Genomic DNA, 23,114 nt, shown 5'->3' with positions numbered 1-23,114 from the left:
AAAATGTCTGGGATAGACATGCAATAGGAGGTATACCATGCTTGAACGAGTGATTCAAGACATTAAACCATTATGTGATAAAACAATGAAGCAAGCTCAAAAGAGAGTGGATAATCTGATTAAACCAGAGGGCAGTCTTGGAAAATTGGAATCATACTATGTTCAGCTTTGCGGCATTCAAAGAACAGTTAAACCGAGCACGGCAAACAAAGCTGTTATTGTTATGGCATCAGATCATGGTGTATTTGAAGAAGGCGTTGCAGTCAGTCCGCGCCCTGTAACCATGGTTCAGGCCATAAATATGACAAGAGGGCTGACGGGTGTGTGCGCTCTTTCCAAGGCAGCGGGTGCAGAAGTTGTCGTTGTTGATGTCGGCATAGATGCTGATATGAGTGGAACTGGTGTCATAGATAGAAAAATTATGCCCCATGGGTCAAATAATTTGGCCAAAGGACCTGCCATGACAAGACAAGAAGCTATTAAGGTTCTTGAGACAGGCATTGAAATGGCTCATGAAAAAATCGATCAAGGGTCTAGATTGATTGGAATTGGAGAAATGGGGATTGCAAACACAACACCATCCTCAGCGATTGTTTCTGTTATTACAGGAACAGATCCAAGCATTGTGACAGGACCCGGCGCAAACCTACCAAAGGCACAAGTTGGGCATAAGGCAAATGTTATAAAGAGGTCTATTGCACTGAACTGCCCCAATAGGGAAGATGGGGTGGATATTTTATCAAAAGTCGGAGGCCTTGATATAGGAGGCATGGCAGGGGTTATATTAGGGTGTGCATCTCGCCAGGTGCCTGTCATTATAGACGGATTCATTGCCCTCGCAGCCGCCTTGATTGCTGTGAAAATCTCGCCTCAGGTTAGAGGCTATCTGATCCCTTCCCATAGATCAATGGAGCCAGGGGCACGCATCGCTTCTAAGTTTCTAGAGCTTGATCCACCGCTGGCAATGGATATGAGACTTGGTGAAGGCACAGGTGCCGCCCTTATGTTTGGCATACTTGAAGCTGCTGTTCAAATGGAGCAGCACATGGTGTCTTTTGATGAAGGTGGATTCACTTTACCGCCTGCAAAATAGAACTCATAAATATATATATGGTATGAGCTAGACCAAATTGGTCTAGCTCTTTTTTATGCGACAAAGAGGCCTTGCATCACTTAAAATATATAAAGGCTAGGCGGTCATTTCTTGTAAGAGAAGAAGGGGTTTTTTGAATTTAAACAATTTTTTGAATTTGTTGAGCTGTCTCATGGGATTCATCCTATAAATGATAAACAAATACAATATATAGTTGGCTGACATTGAAAATACCTATATATTGTAGATATATATAGTATATAAGAAGTATACATAGAACAGTTGATAATTGTTATCACAATATTTGGATTTATAAACGTATAGAAAACTGTACATTTTAGTATATAGTCACAAAGTAATCAGTTGTATATTTCATTTTGATATGATAACCTTATATTAAATCTATAAACGCTGTCGTGGACAGCCTATATTAAGAGGGTGAAACGGTGATCAGAGAAACAGGCGTGGCTATACGTGATATTTTACAAATGGATAGTATGAAAAACTGCAAGACGCTAGCAGGTGAAGACGGACTAAACAACATCATCACTCAGGTGAATGTTATGGCAGATCCGGACATTTTAAACTGGGTTGACCGTGGAGAATTTCTACTAACAACTGCATATTTTTTCAAGACCTCGGATCTGACAACACAGCTGAACCTGATCCGCGAAAGCAGTAAGAAAAAATTATCGGGTATTGGCATTAAAGTCTATCCTTACCTGGATAAACTTCCAGATGAAGTGGTTGATCTTGCCAATGATTTAAAGTTCCCAATCATCGAGCTGGATTATAATGTTCCTTTTACGGACATTATGACTCCTGTGTTCAAAGAAATATTTGACAAACAGTCATCTATTATTAGAAAAGTTGAAACCCTTCATAAGGATAATATGAAGGTCGTATTAAAAGGTGGCGGCATTGAAGATATTCTTGGGAATCTTTCAAAGAGTATTGAAAATCCAATACTGGTAAAAGACCATCACTTTGAGGAATGTATACATATAGGGGATCAAAGCGATTCACTTTATAAAATACTTGTTGAAGACATCAACCAAAGTCTTCGAAAGAACAAGTCGACCCTTAAAATGAACAAGTCCACAAAAGATCAAGTCATAGTAAATGGCAAAACAATAGATAGACTCATGGTACCAATTATTGTGCGCAATAATGTATATGGCCATTTAATAACATATGGGGTATGGAGAGAGCTGACTAATTTTGACGTGCTTAGCTTAGAATCCACATCCAATGTCATAGCCATGGAGTTTTTAAAGCGAATTTCTGTTCAAGAAGTGGAGAATAAGTATAAGGCAGAGTTTTTCGAAGACCTTATTTCCCTCGACCAGAAACGTAAGGAAAAGGCTTTAGAGAGGGCAAACTACTATAGATTTGATAAAGATGGACATTATAGCATCTTAACAGTCATGTTTGAAAGTCCTGATGATGAAAAACCTGATGACGATGTTTATAATCAGGCCCTTATAAAGGCTATGTATATGATCGACTTAGCTTGTCGGGACGGTTCAAGAACCTATTTGATGGCCAACAAAGGCCGGAAAATTCATATACTCTTTATGTGGAAAAACCGTGAGGAACATGGAAAAAATGCTGAAGCGGCGGCGGGAACCATCGAGAATATTCTAAACACTAAAATGAATACCCTAAGCTTTAGAATTGGTATTGGTCGTGTTTACAAAGGACTGGATAACACATATAAGTCTTTGAGAGACGCGGAAAAAGCCGTTGAAGCTTCGATAAATTTTGTTGAAGACACAATCATCAACTTTGAGGAACTTGGTATATATAAAATTTTCTGTCAGGACCATTTAAAAGAGGAACTGGTTAGTTTCTACGACGCCACCCTCAAGCCTCTTGTCCTATATGATAGAAAGCGAGATACGGAACTGGTTAAGTCCCTCATAATCTATTTTGAGACAAATGGAAACCTAAAAAAAATGTCTGAAAAACTCTTTACCCACTATAATACGGTCCTTTATAGGATTAATAGAATCCAGGAAATTACGGGAAAGAACCTAGACAACGAAGGAGAACGCTACGGCCTTCAAACAGCATTAAAAATCATGAAAATACTTGATTTATAAACAAGTGGAATTCATTAAAATAAGCGCCAATCCCTCGGGGATTGGCGCTTTTTTATTGACTTCAAATAAACTTAAAAAATTGAAAGAAATAAGCATGACATGAGAGTCGTTTGGGTCACATATGCCACTATTCCAATAAGTCTAGATTGTCTTCAGCTTCATTAAAGGCTTCGCGCAGGTCTGCATAGAAGTAGGCCTGAGAAGTGTTTACATAAGGTAACAAGAAGAGTTGACCAATACCCAGTGTAAAAATTGATAAGATGGCCCAACCGATGAAGCTTAAGTGGAGTAGGAACAGCTTCATTTTTACACCACTCATCATGTCAGAACTCTTTCGTAAAGCATCAATGGCGCTGATGTTGGGGTCATCCATAAGAATATAGAAAACTTGAGAGTATCTATATGCGGCTATAATTCCAGGAATTATTAGTAGCAATGACCATAAGAAAGTAAATAGTGCAACGAGCAAGAATGCGGCGAGGGCACGTCCAAAATCTTGGAAGCCTTCGAAAAACCGGTTGAAGTCTGTTTCTTCTGTGCGAATGAGTGTCATATAGAATATAACAAATCCAAGCTGAACTGGGCCTGAAATTAATAGGCTGGCAATACCGCCTACAAAAGGTATTAAACTAAGCACAAAGGAAATAACTAAATAAACAACCGTTAAACCTACACACGGCCACCAGTTTCCTGTAAGAACCTGACGGGCTTTATAGCGCAGGTCGCTATTTGATTGAAGTGTAATTTCATCAACCATGATAAAACCTCCCTTAAAAGTAAGTAGCGCTCCCCCGAACGCACCACATAAATCCGATAAATATACAAATTTGACTCTCACTATTCCCAAGTTCATTTTACCATAGATTGGATAAAAAATCAGAAAATAATAGTGTTACAGGACCAAGTGTGGGGGTAATAATGAGTTGGCGTGAGAAAGGAGGTCCTATGGATCGATTCATTCAGTTCGAACTGCGATTAGCAGATTCTAGGCTCCTGGATAACCCTTATAGAGAAACGGCACTTTTCTCACGCTTGGCAGATCATTTATGTAAACAGACATTCGATGGAAACAAACCAAGACGTGTAGGTGTCAGCGGTTGCGCGATTACGCCCAAAATGTACTTCACTTTTTGCGATGATGTGGTCCCCCCTATCAATCCCGAAGGGCTTAATCGAAACATCCGTAATTATATCGAAAACACACAGGTTGAAGAATTCGGTTTTCGGTGGGATAAGAAGGAGCCAGATGTACTTGTTGTTTACAACAATAGCAAAAGTAAACCATAAGATCACTTTAAAACCAAGCCATGCTTGGTTTTTTTTCGCCTATGCAAAGAAAAGGCCAAACAAACATAAATATTGACTATATAAATCAGGCGCTTTAAAAATTACAGATCCACATCCTCATCATGCCATACATAGATATATAAGAATCAAAATTCAATATAAGACATGATGAGGATTATTAAATGATATTTTCCAGGTCGCTCAAATAAAAAAGCATTGACAAAAAGAAAGCACGAAAGTAAAATTAACTTAACGTTAAATAAAATTTAACGAGTGGATTACTAAAGAATATTTCATATAGGAATACAGGTCAGCCGACTAGATACAGTTAAAAACAACCATAAAAATTTTCATAAGACTATGAGGTGCCTGCGAACTTATAATATTACAAGAGAATGACGTAGAAGTGGAGAAACCCATGAAGAATTTATTGCTTAATTATTTTAAGCCCTACAGAGGCCTTCCAAAGGAGATTTACGTCATATTCATTGCACGGGTCATAAATGCAATGGGTGTGTTTGTTTTTCCCCTCCTTATGATCCTCATGAAACAAGAACTGAATATGACGCCGAAGGAATCAGGTCTAATCATGATGATTGGAGGATTTATATTTACCTTCAGCAGTTTGATTGGCGGAAAGTTTACAGACACAATTGGGCGTAAAAAGGTCTTGGTCATATTTGATAGTTTGGCAGCCCTTTGCTATATAGCCTGTGCTTTAACACCCATTTCAACCTACACCTTGTATTTCATAATGGGGGCTATGTTTTGTTATGGTCTATCGGACCCTGCCCATGGGGCACTCATTGCAGACTTGACCAACAAAGAAAACAGGGAAAATGCTTTTTCGCTGACTTACTTGGGCTTCAATCTAGGCTTTGCCATAGGTCCAACAATTGGTGGGCTTCTGTTTTCAAAAAAAATGTTCCTTCTCTTTTTCCTAGGAGATGCCATAACAGCCCTTATCGCTGTCTTACTGGTTCTGATTTATATTCCAGAAACCATTGGATACACCAAAAATGATGAAGGGTTTTCAGAAATGGAAAAGAATGTGGAAGGCAGTATTTTTAGCATCATTCTAAAGCGACCGGTTTTAATAGCCTTTTCCATTATTATGCTGGGCTATAATTTTGTCTACCAGCAGTGGTCTTTCTTAATGCCTCTGCATGCTGCGGATGTATACGGAGATGCGGGCGCTGCCTTATATGGGATACTGGCTAGTTTTAATGGCATTGTTGTTATAGCCTTTACCCCATTTTTAACAGCCCGTTTAGATGGTAAGAGGAACACCTTTAGGATACTCATAGGTGGTTTGTTCTACTTAATAGGTTTTGGTGTGCTTGGTTTCGTGGAAACAAGGACGGCATTTTTCTTAGCAGTATTCTTAATGACTCTAGGGGAAATCATAGTGGTTATAAGCTTCACCCCATTTATTATTAATCACACACCAGCTTCCCATCGTGGCAGAATGAACTCAGTTTTACCAATGTTGATTGGCCTAGGTCATACCGTGAGTCCATATATTATGGGAATATTATTAGAAACGATAACAATACCAAGAGCATGGAATCTTATATCCGTTTTAATGATCGTGTCCATGATTGGCATGTATGTGCTTGATCAGAATGAAAAGGGCAGAATGATTCGTTTAGATACACAACAAGTAGAAGCAAAAGCGGAAACGCATTAGGACTGAATGGGTCCTTGAAAGCCAATAAAAATGAGCGCCTTACAGAAAATGTAATGTGCTCATTTGTTTTTTGAAGTAAAATATTGTTCTTGTAAGACTCAAATCGAAATCAGGCGCTTGCAGAATTACAGATCTATGCTCTCATCATACTGTATATTGATATTTAAGAATCAAGATTTCCATATATGATATAGCGAAGGTTCTTGAATGACATTTTGCAAATCGCTCAAATAGCTTGTGCGCATAAGCTGACAAAAATATATAAAAAAAGACACTGGATAAAATACAGTTATGGAGAAATGAGGAAAAAGAATCAGAAAATACTACGATTTTCATTAAAAATAGGAAAAATGTCATGAAAAAATGATAAGTCTTTGTCAAATAAATAGGAATTTTGTCGAATATCTGCTATTCTATTTAAGGTGGGGTATGTATACTTTAAAGCATGGGCTATGGAGGTTTTTAAAGTGAAACGACAATTGAAAATTATGAGCATATTAATTTTGTCGATCCTACTTTTTGGTGTCAAAATAACCAGTGCTCATGCAGATAATGTGACAATAAGAGTGGCGGGAGACAACAACTATCCCCCATATGAATATATGAGTGAAAACGGAGTCTTTGAAGGATTCAATGTGGACATTATGAATGCCATTTCCAGGGAGACAGGACTTGACCTGGAGATCGTACCAATGGACTGGGAAGACGCCATAAATGCCCTTGAAAATGGGCAGGTAGACGTTGTACAGGGAATGACAATCACAGATTATAGAGATATAGTTTTTGATTTTACAGAGCCCATAGTTGTGAATTCTCAATCTATATTTGTACGAACAGAAACGTCTTTTATATCTGATGTCGATGATTTTAATGGTCTTAAAGTGGCCTATCAATCAGGGGATGTGAACTTTGAATCCCTTAATGAAATTGACAATATTGAACTTCTTCCTATGAGCAATCAGCCAGAAGCCATGAATGCGCTTTTGGAAGGTCGGGTGGATGCATTTGTAGGCAACCGTTTGACAGGACTATATATCATTCAAAAAGAGCGACTTTCTGATAGAATTAAGCTTGTGGGCACGCCAATGCGAGAAACGAAATATGCCATTGCTGTTTCAGAAGGGAATCAAGCCCTCTTGAAAAAGCTGAACAATGGTCTTCAAATTATTCGCGAGAATGGAACGTACAATCGTATTGCTAATAAATGGTTTGGAGAAGTGTTTCAGGATCAGTCAAAATATATCAATCAGCTCCTGCTTGTTCTGGGGATTGTATTTGGAATAAGTATGGTGGGGATTGCCCTTGTTGTCTGGTTGAATCAGAAACTTCAAAAAGAAGTGGATAAAAGGACAGAAGAGCTTCGAATCAATCAGCTCCTCCTTGAAAGAAATAATAGACAAAAAGACAACATCCTGGAAAGTATCACAAGTGGCATCATCGTTATAGACAATCAGGAAAAGATTGTTCAGTATAACACAGCGGCAAGAAAGATTTTGAAAGAGCCCCTAAAACAGGGACAAGACTGGCAAATTCTTAAGGCTGCTAGCAGCTTGAAAATTAGTGGATACAAAGAAGCCCTTGAAGGCAAGACATTTACAGATACAGTTATGTTCACACATAACACCGGGGATAAAGTCCATGTACAGTACGGTTTTATACCTATTAAGGGGCCAGAAGGTTCTGAGGGCGTCATATTGCTTTTGAATGATTTTACAAATGAGAAGGGGCTTATGGACCTACTCAGTCAAAATGATAAGTTGAACTCATTAAGTCGCTTGTCAGCAGGGATTGCCCACGAACTGAAAAATCCATTAAACTCAATTGATGCCTATGTCAAAAAACTTCCAGAGAAATGGGACGATGCAGAGTTTAAAGACTATTTCTTAAGTGTGGTGCCTGATGAAATAAAACGACTTAACGTTCTGCTTATGAATATATTGGATTATACAAAAACAAGCAGTTCTGAGCCAGACTATATTGAACTAGACGATATGTTTGAAGAAATAGAAAGACTCTTTAAGCAAAAAGTGGTTGAAAAACGAGTTACCTTATTATCTGATGCTGGTGGTCTGATATGTTACGCTGATCCAAATCATGTTAAGCAGGTCATCATCAACATGGTTATGAACAGCTATGAAGCCATTGAGGAAAGAGGGCAGATTAGTCTGGTGGCATCCCCTGAAAAAGATAAGGTGGTTATAAAAGTCAGCGATACAGGTGAAGGCATACCGAAAAGTTCAATTGCCAAGGTCTTCGAACCCTTCTATACATCAAAAAGTGATGGTACAGGCATTGGCTTAGCCATTTCAAGACAGCTAATAGTCGATAACAATGGTGAAATAGCCATTGACAGTGAAGAAGGCAAGGGCACTGTTGTGACTATAAAACTTCCAAAGTTCTCAGTGGAAGAATAACCAAATGGGATATTTATAAGCACTCAAGTGAATAAGGAAACCTGTAAGGGCTTGCTCTTAATAGATTTTAAAACTCTATTGAGATCAGCCCTTTTTCTCTTCCCTTAGATCCAGTGCATGACTGTTCTTTGTAAGGTGTCTAGCCCAACAATTATTTGGCACAATTATAGATAAGTCATGATTTTATGGATATAATTGTACTAATAAACGATTAATCTTGATTCAACGCATATTGACACCCTGTAGGAGGATGCGTCCATGAATGAAATTAAAATATTAAGAGGTCACATTATTTTCACTGATGAAATGGATGACTTCACTGTTCACGAAAAGAGTTACTTGGTATCTATTGATGGAATCATTGAAGATGTTTATGAGACCCTGCCTTCAAAGTATGGGGACATAGATGTAATAGATTATGGCGATTCACTCATTATCCCAGGCTTTTATGACATGCACAATCACGCAGGCCAGTATTTGCAGTGCGGAACCGGCATGACAAAACAACTGCTTGAGTGGCTCAAGGATTACACTTATAAACTTGAGGCTGATTTAGATGATGAAGCCTATGCAAAAGAAGTCTACAAGCACTTTGTGGAAGATCTTTTAAAGTACGGAACCCTTGGTACATGTACCTTTGCTACGTCTTCTACACGGGGGACAGCCTGTCTGTATGAGGCCTTTAAGGCGTCTGGTTTGCGGGCCTATGTGGGCAAGGTGAACATGGTTGCCAACGCCCCGGATTATATTACTGAAGACCTTCAAGCGTCTATAAAAGGGAATCTTGAACTCATAGACAAATACGGTGGGGAGGAAAAGGTTAAACCCATTATTACGCCACGCTTTGCGCCGACAAGCACAGAAGCTTCAATGCAAGCACTGGGGGAGATTGCAAAAGTGCATGGCCTTCCTGTCCAATCACATATCAGTGAAAATCCTGATGAAATCAAATGGGTCAAGGCCCTCTATCCTTGGTCTGAAAATTATGCATCCGTATACAATAAGTTTGGACTTTATGGACAGGTTCCGACACTTATGGCACATGCGGTGCATTTAACACTAGAAGAAGTTGATATGAGCAAGAATAAGAACATGACATTGGTTCACTGTCCTGATTCCAACATCAACGTTCGAAGTGGCATTGCCCCGGTTAAAATGTATTTGAAAGAAGGGGTACAAGTCGCCCTTGGCAGTGACATTGCGGGTGGACATAAAATACAAATGAATGAAGCCATTGTAAGAGCGGTACAGTCTTCAAAGCACCTGAGTCTTACCCATCCTGGGGCCCAGCTTTCATTAAGTGAAGCTTTTTATATGGCAACGGCTCAAGGGGGAGCCTTTTTTGGGAAAATGGGCAAGTTGAAAAAAAGCTATGCACTGGATGCTCTTGTTATAAATGACCACAGGCTTTACAAGCAGCGATACAGCCTGCTTGATCGTCTTGAAAAGTTTATTTACATTGGGGATGATCGGTGGATTACTGATCGTTATGTGGGGGGACTTAAATTATAATATGTAGAGTTTACTATATAAAAATAGAGGGGCTATCCCCTCTATTTTGCATTTCTTAGTCTTTTTTTACCGCATTCTTTCAATATCAATATGTGAGTGAACGGGTTCGTTCAGATGAACAGCCTGAGTTGTGTCGACAATGTCATTAAAATGACTTGGCACAATGGATCTGTCGTATAGGGTCTGGGCAATAGCCTCTGAGGAAAAGACCACAATAACATCCATGACCTGAACATAATCATAACCTTCATAATGTGAGAGGTTGACATTTGAAAAGGGCAAGGCTTCAACATGTTTGAAATAGACATCGTATCCAATGCCAAAATCGGATTTATCAGACTCGTAGGCCTCATAATAGGTCTTTACCTGGGCTTCAGGGTCAGGAATGTGGGTCTTTTTCAAAGTTTCGATCTCATAAAATTGCTTTATAACAGGCGCCACGCTGTCGGCCAGACTGTCAATCAGTATGGTGTGCTCTTCGTGCAAAGGGCTGGAAAGCCTCAAAACCACAATGCAACCTAGGGGATCGGACTGCCAAGCAGTCGTCCGAATAGGTGCAATAACAAGACAGTTTGACTCAGGTAAGTTATGGACCAAGCTTTCACAAAAATAATCAGAGAGCTCAGGCCTTGTGTAGGAAACCACAAGATCATGATTAATCTGAAAGCGTAGCTGCTTTTGACAGATGCTTTCAAGGTCACTTCTTTCAAACCCCAGTGGAGCCATTATTTCTATTTCCCCTTGATCAAGGACAGCGAAGAAACCAGCCTCCACACCAAAGGCAAACTGCAGGGTGTCCATGGACACCTGACAAAGTTCGTCAAGGGTTTCGGCAGAGTTAATGGTTTTAACCGAGCGATTGATTTTTTTAAGCAGGTTGGCCTGACGTTCCATAAAACTCTTCTGTTCTAAAATCTGTTCAAACTGTTTGGCATTGGTCAGAGACAAGTGCATGAGCCCCGCTACATTTTCAATCTGACTGAGAAGACTCTTATCATAATTGACAGCTCCAACAGGCTCGCCAATTGTGATACACCCCATGATCTTATCGGTAATAAGGAGGACAACGTATTGTGCGCCAGCCTCTTTAAAGGCATTTGGATTTGAAAATATGCTTTCAAGGGCGGCATAATCCTTTTCAAGATTGTATATCACCTGCATTGGCAGCGGGTAGTTGGGTTTTAACTCAAATCGAAAGAATTTCTTATCAAAATGAATAATATTTTTGTAAGCTCGGGTGATTAAATGACCAGAGACAGGGTCAATGGCGGAAAAACTCGTTACAGAACTCGAAGTCAATTCCCGTATCACATCAATACACAGGTCATATATTTTATCTGTTTCATGCTCTGAGAGTAGGAGTTTGGTTGTCTGAGATAAAGAAGCCAGGTTGAAGAGTCTTTTGTCAATCTCGTCTTTCATGGCCTGACTTTCTAAAAATCGGCAGGCCTTTTCAAGCGATAAGTTGAGAAGGTGATTGAACCTGGTCATAAAGGCTATATCTGGAGCGGGCTCTTTTTCAGATCCCTTATAGAAAACAAACCCCATGAGTTGATTGCCTGAAATGAGAGGCATAACATATTCCACATCAAATAAGTCTAGGGTTTGTGTGCTGAAAAACCGTTCCATTGTGCTGCGGTGTTCAAGTATAAATCCGCTGAAGACAGCAAAATCAGAATGAGATTTCTGGTAGGGAATATCAGGCATTTCAAAATCGTACCCCCGAGAGTAATGAGGGGTATATTGATCAGTATCCTTTAAATAAAGAACGGCTTGGGTTGGCTGTACAAGGTCTTCAAACAGCTTAAACCCGTACTGGGTGATTTGCTCGAGATGCAGATTTTGTGAAAAAAAATCTATGGAGCGCAGGAGTTCGTCGTAAGGTTTATGCGTATTTTGAGTCAATGTTGCCGCTCCTTTCTTAGCTTGGCACATGTATAATTACAGGTTTTTGTCACAAACGTACTCTATAAGACATTGTCATCTGAATAGAGGGAAAGAAGGTGACAATAAATTGAAATTTCGAAAGTTGTTCAGATACAAGTGCACAATTAATCGTGTGCAGTGTGAATTTCCCTGTCTTTAATGTAGAATGAACAGTTCATAAGCTTGTTCACATACTTTTGCAAGGACTTAATTTCCAGGTAGGTTTTAGGGTAGACCGTATTAAGGACTTTAACCTCACCTTCTCCACGGGTTTTAAGCATATTTTCTAGTCGGACCACTTCACGGTTCATTCGGTTAATTTCATCAAGTATGTTTTCATAGTTGACCATAATGCCCTTGTAAGTGTTTTTTGCTTTATCGTCGAGAGCATCCATATTGGTTTCAAAAATTTCAAGTTGACGTCTGAGTCGATTTGCTTTGGAGATGATTTCTTGAAATTGTACCTTTGTGGCCTGGAGTTGAGACTTAATTTTATTGCGTTCAAAACCCTTTACATTGATTTTTGTTTTACGTTCCTGCACATTGCCTATGGATCCAGTGCTTATTTTATGGGCAGCGTGAATCTCGCCTCCGATGATACGCCCCTTTTTAGGATCAACATGGATTTCAGAAGCCTTCAAGGAACTATCAATGGAGTAAAGACCAATATGAATGGCTGTTCCAGCGACCAGAATGGCCTCATTGGAAAACTTGGCATAGATATTGTCTTTAGCAATAATCATGGCCTCATTTTTGCCATTTATGCCGCCGCGAATGTAGATGCTGCCTTCTGTAGATTCAATGCGTCCAACAGCTCCCACGCCATTTCGGCCCTTGACTTCAATATCTTTAGTGGCTTCAACAACAAATTTATCTTTCACGGTGCCTTCTATGGTTATGAAGCCATCAAATTTAACATTTCCTGTGGAAAAATCCACATCACCTTCGATGTGAAGGTGGTTATCAACGGTTATTTTACCGTCTTTAAAGCGAACAGCGCCATCATGCTTTGCCCTAAGAACTTCCTTATCCTCTTCGATCTCAAGAGAGACAGCAGTCTTGTCATATTTAAGGGTGTAGTCGCGTCCTACTTTTGGAGGCAGGACCCGGCCCAATACAGAATAGCCACGTTCTCCGAGTTTTGCGGCAGTCTTTTCGCCAAGCCAGTCCCCTTGCTTAACGTTGTTGATGAGGTTCAGTTCGTAGTGATCAGCCTTTCCAGTGCTTGACATTTCGGGCTTTTTATCTGAAGGTTTATAATATTTATATTTGGCATCCTCGCCTGCAACGGGCGGGCGTCCCTTTGCAACAAGGACCTTTCGTCCAGGGGCAAAAGGAGCATTGAGGGCATCTGGAATAATGCCTTCACAAACGGAGTGTTCTTCAAGAGCGGCCAAAACTTTAGAAGTTATTTCGCTATGGGACTCCAAACACTCACTTTGAGGGAGATTGACCTTAACATATGCGGCCATTTCGTCGCTAGTGACTTCAACTTCAATTTCTGGTTTTAATGACCCAATTTTCACTTTTGCCCCATCGGGGTTTTGAAGAGCAGATTGCAGGACCGTGAATGACTGAAGTTTGATTTGTGGAAAATCCCTGAGGATTGTATTGAAATCATTGGTTGTCACACCCGTCGCAATAACCTGCAAATACACAGTATTCGATTCATCCAAAAGTTTAATTTTATCGTTTTCAAATAAAATCATGTGACCACCTCACGTATATTTAATAGGTATTTATACAATATATTTTTCGAGTACATCTAATTATCCACTATAAATATATTATGATTTTAACCCAAATAAATAGAGGCGAAAGACTCTAATATATGGTAAAAGTCCTATGAATATGCAGAATATAATGAAATCATTGAGATGAAAACTAAGTCTTAGAGACTATGATATATGTCTATTATACTAGAAAGATGTGTAGATTGTGTGAAAAATAGCAAGAATTTTCTGATTATATGCAAAAAAATGTCGAAATATCATTGTATTGCCACAATGTATCCACAAAATGGAACTTCTTGGATAAAAAGCACCCTGTGGAGGCGTGATTGCATTTTGCTCCATGACAATGAAATATCAAGTCCTATATATAAAAATCCGCGAAAAGAAAGTTCTCGCGGATTTTACTGAGACGTCTATTAAACTTATTGTGTCATAAAGTAGAATTCTATCAGATGCAATAAGCTGGGCATCTAGTCTGGCATAGGCTTAGTCATCAAGCAGAGCCACAGCGCGAATAGGGGAACCGGAACCATCTCTGATTTTAAGCGGTAGACCAAAGTAGAGAAACCTCTTATTGACGACTTGATCAAGACAGCACAAGTTCTCTGTATTCGTTATATCATACTCTCCACAAATGATGTGACCAGAAAAATCAGGGTCGCTTGGATGATCTATGGCTGGTGCATCCACACCGATGTTGACAACCCCTTGCTCTGCCAGCCATTTGGCTGAATCATATGTAAGGCCTGTATATTCCGTTTGCCATTTATCCGTTCCAAAGTTGCGATCATAGTGACCTGTGTACATAAGAACAATATCCCCGCGGCGGATGTCTTGGCCAGATTTTCGCACTGCTTGTTCAAGATCCCGTGGTTCTATTGACCTTGAAGCCGGTATATGTGATAAATCTATACAAATAGCACTGCCCCAGAAATACTCTAGAGGCATTTTGTCTATAGTGGCGCCACTTGGTTTGTACTCCCAAACGCCATCACTGTGTGTTCCGCCATGCTCGCTTATGAGCAGGTTTCTTGCTGAAAAGCCAAGTTTTTTTGAACCGGTTTGTTTCATGTTTTCTTCATGGGTCATATTTGTCATTATGAATGTTGGCTGGTGCATGGGAAAGACAGACATACCTTGAAAAATCTCTTGTGAAAGATCAATAAGTCTCATGATAGAACCCCCTTTTTCTACTGATAACACTGTGTTTGAAAGAAATCGGATATTTAAAATAGGTCAGAATGATACATATTTTAAACATTTTTTGCAGATTATTTCAAAAATTAATTTGAGAAAACGTTATCTTTGTTTAGATTTTACATTATCGAAAAATCTCAATCACTATATTATGTACTCAGAAGCAATTCGCTATAACCATTTTCTCAAAAAAACATGGATTTGACCCTTATCAAATACAAACAAAAATTTTCTCTTGAATATTCATAATCTTTCGATGGTTCATAAGAATATGACAAAGGAGAGGGCAAATGCCATGTGAAGTGGATAGTCGTACAAGAGTTTAGTACAAAGGTTAGACGGGTATGCGGGAGTAGTGAATACTTATTTGGTGAAACTGCATAAAAAGATGGTAAAATAAAGGGAGGTCTATCAATGGCAGGTGGAAAGAAGTACATATTAGCTGTCCCAAACTTTAGTGACGGACGACGCAAAGATGTTATCGAAGCAATTGTTAACGAAGTGAAGCGTGTTGATGGCGTTAAATTAATCAGTTATGAACCAGAGCATGATTTCAATAGAACGGTTATTACCTGTATTGGCGAACCAGGTCCGCTTAAAGAAGCAATGATGAACATGGCTGCTAAGTCCTATGAGCTTATCGATATGAGAGAGCAAGAAGGATCTCATCCACGTATTGGTGGACAAGATACGATTCCTCTATTCCCATTTAAGAACGTTGAGCTGGATGAAGTACAGGAACTTGCTGAAGAAATCGGGAAAGAACTTCATGAAAAACATGGCGTTCCAGTATTCTTCTCAGGTGTCAACTCTCGAAATGAAAAGAGAAAAGCACTTGGATACATAAGAAAAGGCCAGTATGAAGGTCTTAAAGAACTTCTAGAAGACGAAAATCATCCAGATCGTGAAGCGAGAAAACCTGATCTGTCTAAGGATGGTAAACTCGATCCTAAGATGGGTGCAACAATCGTGAGTGCAGACATGGAGGGCTTAACAGCTTATAACGTCTTCCTAGGCACAGAAGATTTATCGATCGCTAAAAAAATCGGCAAGGCTGTTAGAGGGCCATCGGGTGGTTTCTCAACAATTCGTGCCGTAGGACTGAAGTTCCCAGACCACGAAGGCGTGGTTGTATCTATGAACATGTTCGACTGTGGCAAGACGCCTCTTTACAGAGCATATAACTTCGTTAAGAATGAGGCAGCACGTTATGGTGTGCCTGTAACAGGTTCAGAAATTGTAGGCCCGGTAAAACTGGAGTACCTGCTGAACTCTCTTGAGTATTTCTTGGGTCTTGAAAACTTCGAAGTTTCATCAATTATGGAAACACATCTGATGGAAGACTAAACTAAGCCCTGAAAACACATGCATATACACGTTTCCTGCGTGGTTAGCAAACACATTCGGGCTCAAAACGGGTAAGCCTTGAGGGGTCAAGGTGAGACGGCTTGACGTTTTATTGTCGTAAGGACGATATACTGAAACTGTCTATTTATGCCCGAATGAATAAGGAGTAATACGGGTTAGGTCATTAGGAGAGTTGAAGTTAAAAGGAGGAACTACTGCAATGAAAACAGATGTACAAATCGCTCAAGAAGCTCAAATGCTACCAATCGCTGATGTGGCTGAAAAACTAGGTTTAACGGATGACGATCTAGAACTTTACGGGAAGTACAAGGCGAAAATCCACCTAGATGTTATGGACAGACTAAAGGATGCTCCAGATGCCAAACTGATCCTTGTAACTGCAATCAATCCAACAGCAGCTGGTGAAGGTAAGACAACGACAAACGTTGGTTTGTCTATGGGTTTAAACCAGATTGGTAAAAAAACATTTACAGCGCTTCGTGAGCCATCACTTGGCCCATGCTTCGGTGTAAAAGGTGGCGCAGCTGGCGGTGGACATGCACAAGTTGTTCCAATGGATGATATCAACCTTCACTTCACAGGTGATATTCACGCGGTGACAACAGCAAACAACCTGCTGGCGGCACTTCTTGACAACCATCTACACCAAGGCAACAAGCTAAACATTGATCCAAAGCGTGTTCTTTGGAGACGTGCTATCGATATGAATGACCGTTCTCTTCGTGAAATCACAATTGGTCTTGGCAAAAAAGGCAATGGTGTTACAAGAGTTGACGGATTTGATATTGCAGTTGCATCAGAAATCATGGCTATCCTTTGCCTGGCAACTGATATGAAAGACCTAAAGGAAAGACTAAGCAACATGGTGGTTGCGTATACATATGACAAGAAGCCTGTAACAGCTGGTCAGTTGGATGCAGTGGGTGCTATGTCACTTCTTCTTAAAGATGCGCTTATGCCAAACCTTGTACAGACACTAGAAAACACACCTGCACTGATCCACGGTGGACCATTTGCAAATATCGCACACGGTTGTAACTCAGTTGTGGCTACAAAAATGGCAATGAAGCTGGCGGACTACGTTGTAACAGAAGCTGGTTTTGGTGCTGACCTTGGTGCTGAAAAGTTCTTTAACATCAAGTGCCGCTACGCGGATCTTAAGCCATCGGCTGTTGTTATCGTTGCAACTGTACGTGCTCTTAAAAATCATGGTGGTGTTAAGAAAGACAAACTAGGCGAAGAAAACATGAAGGCTCTTGAAGATGGTTTCGGAAACCTAGAAAAGCAAATTGAAAACATTCAAAAGTTTGGCGTGCCTGCAGTGGTTGCAATCAACGCATTCCCAACAGACACTGAAAAAGAACTTACTTTTGTAGAAGATCGTTGCCGTGAAATGGGCGCTGACGCTGTTCTGTCTGAAGTTTGGGCAAAAGGTGGAGAAGGTGGCGTGAAGCTGGCTGAGAAAGTTGTAGAAGTGGCTGAGTCAGGCAAGGCGAATTTCTCACCACTGTATGACCTAGACCTACCTGCTGTTCAAAAGATTGAAAAAATCGCTAAGGAAATTTATGGCGCTGACGGCGTTGAGTTCTCAAACAAGGCGCTTAAGGATATTAAGAAGTTTGAAGAAGATGGTCTGGGACACTTGCCAATTTGTATGGCTAAAACTCAGTACTCACTGTCTGATGACCCAACACTGCTTGGTCGCCCTTCAGGTTTCACAGTAAACATCAGCGAAGTTAAAGCTTCTGCTGGTGCAGGTTTCCTAATTGCAATGACAGGTGATATTATGCGTATGCCTGGACTGCCTAAGGTGCCAGCAGCAAACAAGATTGACATTCTAGACAACGGTGAAATTATTGGCCTATTCTAGGAAGTGAATCATCCTAAGATGAAGTCCGGATGAATTGTGACAAAGTCACATTTGTCAGAGTTCGTCCGGTTTATGAAATTAAATATGGCGCGGCTTTATGTCGCGCCTCAGATTGATGAGTTTTTTACAGAAAATTCTGTGAATAATGTTGTGCTGAGTAGGGCCATTAAGTGGGTATACACCTAAGGGTGTAAATATTGCTTATAGTTTTACCACAGCGCAGCGACAATCTCGTGGAGCTGAGGTGCTGGCATAAGCTCTGTGACCAGTGTTGGCTCATTTACATAAAAGGGAGGATTTTATTTCGGAAGTGGCATTCATCCAACTGTAAATGTCAGAATGAATCAAATTTTCGGAATACATAAAGACTTTCGAATTTTAAGTGATTGAGCTTCGGTAGAAGATTAAGGAGGCGAATGGGAATGAAGTACGACGTAATCGTAAAAAATGCTCGAATTCCTCAGGGAGATGACACAGTTTTAACCAATATCCTGGTTAAAGATGAAAAAATCGCAGGATTTGTGAACAACCTTGATGGTGTTGAAAGTGCAGAAGTTATAGATGCAGAGGGTCACCTGACACTTCCAGGATGTATCGACTCACACACACACTTTATGTTCCAGGGCTTCGATCATCGCGAGACAGCATTAACAGGATCAGCTGCAGCTGTTTCTGGTGGTGTGACAACAATCGTTGATATGCCATGTTGTTCAGTGCCTTCGGTAAGAAGCGTAGAACAGCTAAATGAAAAAGTAAGCCACTGGCAGCCACAAGCCCTTTGTGATTTCGGCATGTGGGGTGGTGTAACGGGTGAAGATGTTCGAAAAGGATGGCTTCACAATGTTCAGGAACAAGCTGATGCGGGCGTTCTAGCCTTTAAAGTCTACATGACACCATCAGTGCCAACTTACCCTCGCGTGACTGATCCAGAAATGCTTGAGTGCTTTAGAACTGTGGCAAAAACAGGACTGCCTGTTGGTATTCATGCAGAAAACTTTGCAATGTGCGATTTTTACGTCAACAAATATAGAGAAGATGGACGTATGGATGGCCCAGCTTGGGCAGAAGCTAGAAGCGAATTGGCTGAAAAAGTGGCCATTGAACTTGGTATTAGCTTTGCTGAAGATGCAGGCGCTCGACTACATATCGTTCATATGTCAACAGGTATAGGTGCAAAACTTGTTGGAGAAGCTAAAAAGCGTGGACTAAGCGTTACTTCAGAAACTTGTCCACACTATCTGACACTTAACTATCAAGAAGCTATGTCAGAGCACGGGGCTTATGCAAAGATTGCACCACCACTAAGAACGAAAAAAGACAATGAAATGCACTGGGAAGGGCTGAATAACGGATCAATCGACTTTGTTGCCACTGACCATGCACCATACGAAATAGAATCAGAAAAAGCAGGTCGTGACATCTGGACAGCCTTCCCTGGCATCCCTGGAGTTGAAACAATGGTACCAATTGTTGTTTCTGAGGGCTACAACAAGGGACGTCTATCCTTAAGCAAGCTTGTTGAAGTTTTATCGACAAACGCTGCCAAGCACATGGGTCTTTATCCTAAGAAGGGTGCTATGTTCATCGGTTCAGATGCAGACTTTACAATCATCGATCTAGAACGTGAATGGACAATTGATCAAAAGGCTCAAGTGACAATGGCGAAATACAACCCGCTACATGGCATGAAGCTAAAAGGCAAACCAGTTAAAACTGTTGTCCGCGGCACACTTGTTTATTGTGATGGTGAAGAAGGCGTACTGCCAGAATTCAGTGACTGGGATGCAGTCTTTAATACAACTGATAAGAACTGGTCTGAAGAATACAAAATCAGCCATAGAATCAAGCATCCTGACAAGGTAAAAGGCGAAGTCAACGGCATTAAAGGCATCATGGTTGAGCCTGGCTTTGGTCAGTGGGTGAAGCGTCAAAGCATTCAAAAGTTGCCAAAGACAATCACTTACCCAGACAAGAAGTAATAAGATTTACACACATTACAGGATACTGAAAATCAAAAGATATAAATGAAAACAGATACAGATGAAAAGGAGAGTTTATTATGCCAAGATTTGGTATTGTGGTTATCGATATGCTAAATGACTTCATAGGTGAAAAAGCACCGCTTCGCTGCCCAGGTGGCGATGACATTATTCCAAACCTTCAAGAACTTTTTCAGTGGGTGCGTGCAAGAAACGCTGAAGGCAAGGATGATGTTCAACTGATTCATATTCAGGAAGCGCATAGAAAAAATGATGCAGACTTCCGTGTTCGTCCAGTTCACGCAGTTGCGGGCACTTGGGGTTCAGACTTTATCAAGGAACTTTACCCAGAAGGTGACGAGTATACAATTCCAAAGCGTCGCCACTCGGCTTTTGCTCACACTGATCTAGACCTTTACCTACGTGAAGAAAACCTAGACACAGTTGTTGTAACAGGCGTATGGACAAATGTTTGTGTGCGTTCAACAGCTTCTGATGCCCTATACAATGCTTATAGAGTTATCACTTTGGCTGACTGCTGCGCTTCAAAGACTGAAGAAATGCATGAATACGGACTCAATGACCTTTCTATTTTTACAAAGGTTCAAAACATGAAAGAGTTCATGGAAGCCATTGATAAAGGTGAGGACCCATGGGTAGGCGGCGGGGACCAAGCCAACAAAGTGGAATAGTATGAAAAGAATTGTGGTCGGTATAACAGGAGGGAGCTGCACCTTATATGCGGTGGCCCTCCTGACGGCCTTAAAAAAGCTTGGAGTTGAGACCCATGTGGCAGTTTCCAGAATGGGTGCCTATGTACTAGAGCATGAATGTGAATTTACCATGGAAGAAGTCAGGGCCTTGTCATCTGTTGTCTATGAAAATGATAATCTTGCGGCTGCAATTGCAAGTGGATCGTTTAAGACAGATGGTATGGTCATTGTTCCATGTTCAATGAATACGCTCGGTGCAGTCGCAAATGGTCTGAGCATGAATCTTGTTCAAAGGGCAGCCGATGTTACTTTGAAGGAAAAAAGACCACTTGTTGTCGTCCCTAGAGAAACGCCGCTGACAAACGTTCATCTGGAAAACATGCTTAAATTATCAAGGGCAGGTGCCATCATGATGCCTGCATCCCCAGGGTTTTATCATTTGCCTGAAACCATTGATGATCTTGTTCTTATAATGGTTGGGAGGATACTGGACCAGTTGGGGCTTGATGGAAACCTCTTCAAGCGGTGGACATAAGTTTATATTTACAAGGTGGAGTGAATCAATAGGTAGTACACTAAAGGAGGTGACAGCTTGGCAGAACAGATGCTTCGTGCTTGTCTTCCAAAACTAAAGGACAAGTATGGAATGCTAGAAACCACACAACCCGTCGATTTGAAGTTCGAGATGGGTGGCATACTGGAAAAGCTGGGCCACACCACACCTGTACTCTTTAAAAACGTCAAGGGACATAAAATGCCAGTGATTGGAGCCATGTTTGGTGACCGTGAAATGTTCTATGATTTTACCGGAACAACACGGCAAGAAAGACTGATCAAATATATGAGTGCCATCACAAGACCCATGCAGCCTGAAATTGTTTCATCAGGACCGGTACAGGAAAATATCATAAGAAACAATATCGATGTTGGTCGAATATTACCCCTTCCAACATTCCACGAAGACGATTCATCCAGCTTTATAACTGCTGGTGTTCTCGTCGTGAAGGACCCGGAAACGGGAGATACTTTTACATCTATAAGAAGACTGCAGTTTAACGGTCGCAACAGTCTCAGTGTTCTAGTCACATCACAGCCCCTTTCTGGCATGATAGAAAAAATGCAAAAGGCGGGCAAGGATTTAGAAGTGGCAGTTGTTCTGGGATATGACTACAACTATTGTCTGGCTTCACAGGTGGGGACGGACATGTATGGTGTGGACAAGCACTGGGTTGACAGTGCCCTTCGGGGAGAACCCCTTCGACTTGTCAAGTGTCAAACCGTTGATCTGGAAGTTCCAGCAGATGCTGAGATCGTTCTAGAAGGTATTATTCCAGCAAGGGAGTCTGAAGTGGAAGGTCCCTTTGGCGAACTTATGGGATACTACGGACAGGTGAAGAAGCACCCAATCATGCGTGTGAAAACCATTACCCATAGAAATGATGCCATCATGCAGATTTCAGCCCCTTGCAAGGAGGAGCATTTGTCAAATGGTCTCATTCGAGATGTTGAGCTGTATGCACATGTGAACAGATTTGTAGATGTCACAGATGTCAACGTAACCATTGGAGCGGGATGTCGTTTTCACGGTCTCGTTTCCATTAAGAAGAAGCTTCCAGGTGATGCCAGAACAGCTATAATAACAGCACTGAGCAGCACGAAAGACATGAAGCACGTTTTCATCTTTGACGATGACATTGATATATTTGACCCAGGTGATGTGGAGGGTGCCATTGCATCGAGAGTGCAGGCATCAGATGATGTGATCATCATTCCGGGGGCTCAGGGTACAGGCCTTGATCCATCCCATCTACTCAAAAACACATCAGACAAAATGGGTGTTGATGCAACAAAGCCCTTAGGGCAGGTATCAAAAGGCTTTGAGAAAGCTTTAATCCCGGGATTTGACGATATTGATTTAAATAAGTTTTTCCCGGATTTAGAATTGGAGGGACGTAAGCGATGAGAAAAGCACTCGGATTCTTTGAAATCAGAAGCTATGTCGCAGCGTGCTATGCAGCAGACATTATGGTGAAAGCAGCCGATGTCACTGTAAAAGACTTTAATGTTGTAGGATCAGGCGTGATCAGCGTTGTGATCGAAGGCGAAGTTGCAGCTGTAAATTCGGCTGTTGCCGCAGCACAGGATGGCGCTTCCCACATGGCTGAAGTAATCGGTATTAATGTGATCCCGCGTCCTGAAAGCGATATGGATATCCTTTTCGGATAAT

The 23,114-nt window shown here is 40.9% G+C and carries 17 protein-coding genes; 13 read left to right on the top strand and 4 right to left on the bottom strand.

Features of this window, described 5'->3' with window-relative positions; all coding sequences use genetic code 11:
- Positions 1 to 37: 37 nt before the first annotated feature.
- Together cobT and ACQ4KW_RS18480 are read left to right on the top strand one after the other, a co-directional pair.
- Positions 38 to 1,093 carry a nicotinate-nucleotide--dimethylbenzimidazole phosphoribosyltransferase gene (gene cobT, locus ACQ4KW_RS18485; RefSeq protein ID WP_430883911.1) on the top strand — a complete coding sequence of 352 codons (1,056 nt, stop codon included), beginning with the start codon at positions 38 to 40 and terminating at the stop codon, positions 1,091 to 1,093.
- A gap of 446 nt (positions 1,094 to 1,539) precedes the next feature.
- On the top strand, positions 1,540 to 3,198 hold the full coding sequence (locus tag ACQ4KW_RS18480) for a PucR family transcriptional regulator (RefSeq protein WP_430883910.1): 1,659 nt from the start codon (positions 1,540 to 1,542) through the stop codon (positions 3,196 to 3,198).
- Positions 3,199 to 3,325: 127 nt separating this feature from the next.
- Here ACQ4KW_RS18480 and ACQ4KW_RS18475 read toward each other — a convergent pair whose 3' ends face one another.
- The gene (locus ACQ4KW_RS18475) at positions 3,326 to 3,955 is read right to left on the bottom strand and encodes a DUF975 family protein (RefSeq protein WP_430883909.1); all 630 of its coding nucleotides are present in this window, start codon (positions 3,953 to 3,955) and stop codon (positions 3,326 to 3,328) included.
- Positions 3,956 to 4,116: 161 nt separating this feature from the next.
- On the opposite strand from ACQ4KW_RS18475, the gene ACQ4KW_RS18470 reads away from it, so the two are divergent.
- From ACQ4KW_RS18470 to ACQ4KW_RS18455, 4 genes are all read left to right on the top strand, one after another.
- Complete coding sequence (locus tag ACQ4KW_RS18470) at positions 4,117 to 4,485, top strand: hypothetical protein (protein WP_430883908.1); 369 nt, start codon at positions 4,117 to 4,119, stop codon at positions 4,483 to 4,485.
- Positions 4,486 to 4,903: 418 nt separating this feature from the next.
- Positions 4,904 to 6,175: an MFS transporter gene (locus tag ACQ4KW_RS18465; protein ID WP_430883907.1), complete on the top strand. Its 1,272-nt coding sequence runs from the start codon at positions 4,904 to 4,906 to the stop codon at positions 6,173 to 6,175.
- 467 nt (positions 6,176 to 6,642) lie between these two features.
- A complete protein-coding gene (locus tag ACQ4KW_RS18460; RefSeq protein ID WP_430883906.1) occupies positions 6,643 to 8,589 on the top strand; it encodes a transporter substrate-binding domain-containing protein in 1,947 nt (648 codons plus the stop codon).
- A 258-nt stretch (positions 8,590 to 8,847) separates the two neighbouring features.
- A complete protein-coding gene (locus ACQ4KW_RS18455) occupies positions 8,848 to 10,101 on the top strand; it encodes an amidohydrolase family protein (RefSeq protein WP_430883905.1) in 1,254 nt (417 codons plus the stop codon).
- Positions 10,102 to 10,167: 66 nt separating this feature from the next.
- Here ACQ4KW_RS18455 and ACQ4KW_RS18450 read toward each other — a convergent pair whose 3' ends face one another.
- From ACQ4KW_RS18450 to ACQ4KW_RS18440, 3 genes are all read right to left on the bottom strand, one after another.
- Entirely contained in the window at positions 10,168 to 12,036 is a 1,869-nt protein-coding gene (locus ACQ4KW_RS18450) for a GAF domain-containing protein (protein ID WP_430883904.1), read from the bottom strand.
- 116 nt (positions 12,037 to 12,152) lie between these two features.
- Positions 12,153 to 13,736, bottom strand: coding sequence for a DUF342 domain-containing protein (locus ACQ4KW_RS18445; protein WP_430883903.1), 1,584 nt, complete (start codon positions 13,734 to 13,736; stop codon positions 12,153 to 12,155).
- A 510-nt stretch (positions 13,737 to 14,246) separates the two neighbouring features.
- Positions 14,247 to 14,933 carry a cyclase family protein gene (locus tag ACQ4KW_RS18440; protein ID WP_430883902.1) on the bottom strand — a complete coding sequence of 229 codons (687 nt, stop codon included), beginning with the start codon at positions 14,931 to 14,933 and terminating at the stop codon, positions 14,247 to 14,249.
- 438 nt (positions 14,934 to 15,371) lie between these two features.
- Here ACQ4KW_RS18440 and ftcD point away from each other — a divergent pair, with 438 nt between their 5' ends.
- The 7 genes from ftcD (at position 15,372) to ACQ4KW_RS18405 (ending at position 23,113) form a co-directional block, all read left to right on the top strand.
- On the top strand, positions 15,372 to 16,304 hold the full coding sequence (ftcD, locus tag ACQ4KW_RS18435) for a glutamate formimidoyltransferase (protein WP_430883901.1): 933 nt from the start codon (positions 15,372 to 15,374) through the stop codon (positions 16,302 to 16,304).
- Positions 16,305 to 16,524: 220 nt separating this feature from the next.
- Positions 16,525 to 18,195, top strand: coding sequence for a formate--tetrahydrofolate ligase (locus ACQ4KW_RS18430; RefSeq protein ID WP_430883900.1), 1,671 nt, complete (start codon positions 16,525 to 16,527; stop codon positions 18,193 to 18,195).
- A 422-nt stretch (positions 18,196 to 18,617) separates the two neighbouring features.
- Complete coding sequence (locus ACQ4KW_RS18425; RefSeq protein ID WP_430883899.1) at positions 18,618 to 20,174, top strand: dihydroorotase; 1,557 nt, start codon at positions 18,618 to 18,620, stop codon at positions 20,172 to 20,174.
- 80 nt (positions 20,175 to 20,254) lie between these two features.
- On the top strand, positions 20,255 to 20,866 hold the full coding sequence (locus ACQ4KW_RS18420; protein WP_430883898.1) for a cysteine hydrolase family protein: 612 nt from the start codon (positions 20,255 to 20,257) through the stop codon (positions 20,864 to 20,866).
- Between the two features lies 1 nt (position 20,867).
- On the top strand, positions 20,868 to 21,422 hold the full coding sequence (locus tag ACQ4KW_RS18415; RefSeq protein WP_430883897.1) for a UbiX family flavin prenyltransferase: 555 nt from the start codon (positions 20,868 to 20,870) through the stop codon (positions 21,420 to 21,422).
- Between the two features lie 57 nt (positions 21,423 to 21,479).
- Complete coding sequence (locus tag ACQ4KW_RS18410) at positions 21,480 to 22,850, top strand: UbiD family decarboxylase (protein WP_430883896.1); 1,371 nt, start codon at positions 21,480 to 21,482, stop codon at positions 22,848 to 22,850.
- Positions 22,847 to 23,113, top strand: a complete 267-nt coding sequence (locus tag ACQ4KW_RS18405) for a BMC domain-containing protein (RefSeq protein ID WP_430883895.1) — start codon at positions 22,847 to 22,849, stop codon at positions 23,111 to 23,113. The genes ACQ4KW_RS18410 and ACQ4KW_RS18405 overlap by 4 nt, the downstream gene beginning before the upstream one ends.
- Position 23,114: the final 1 nt, after the last annotated feature.

The sequence above is a fragment of the Tianxiuia mixotrophica genome, assembly GCF_050596425.1.
GTDB lineage: Bacteria > Bacillota > Clostridia > Peptostreptococcales > Acidaminobacteraceae.
Note: the sequence above shows the minus strand (reverse complement) of the source record. Positions and strands in the feature narration are given on the sequence as shown.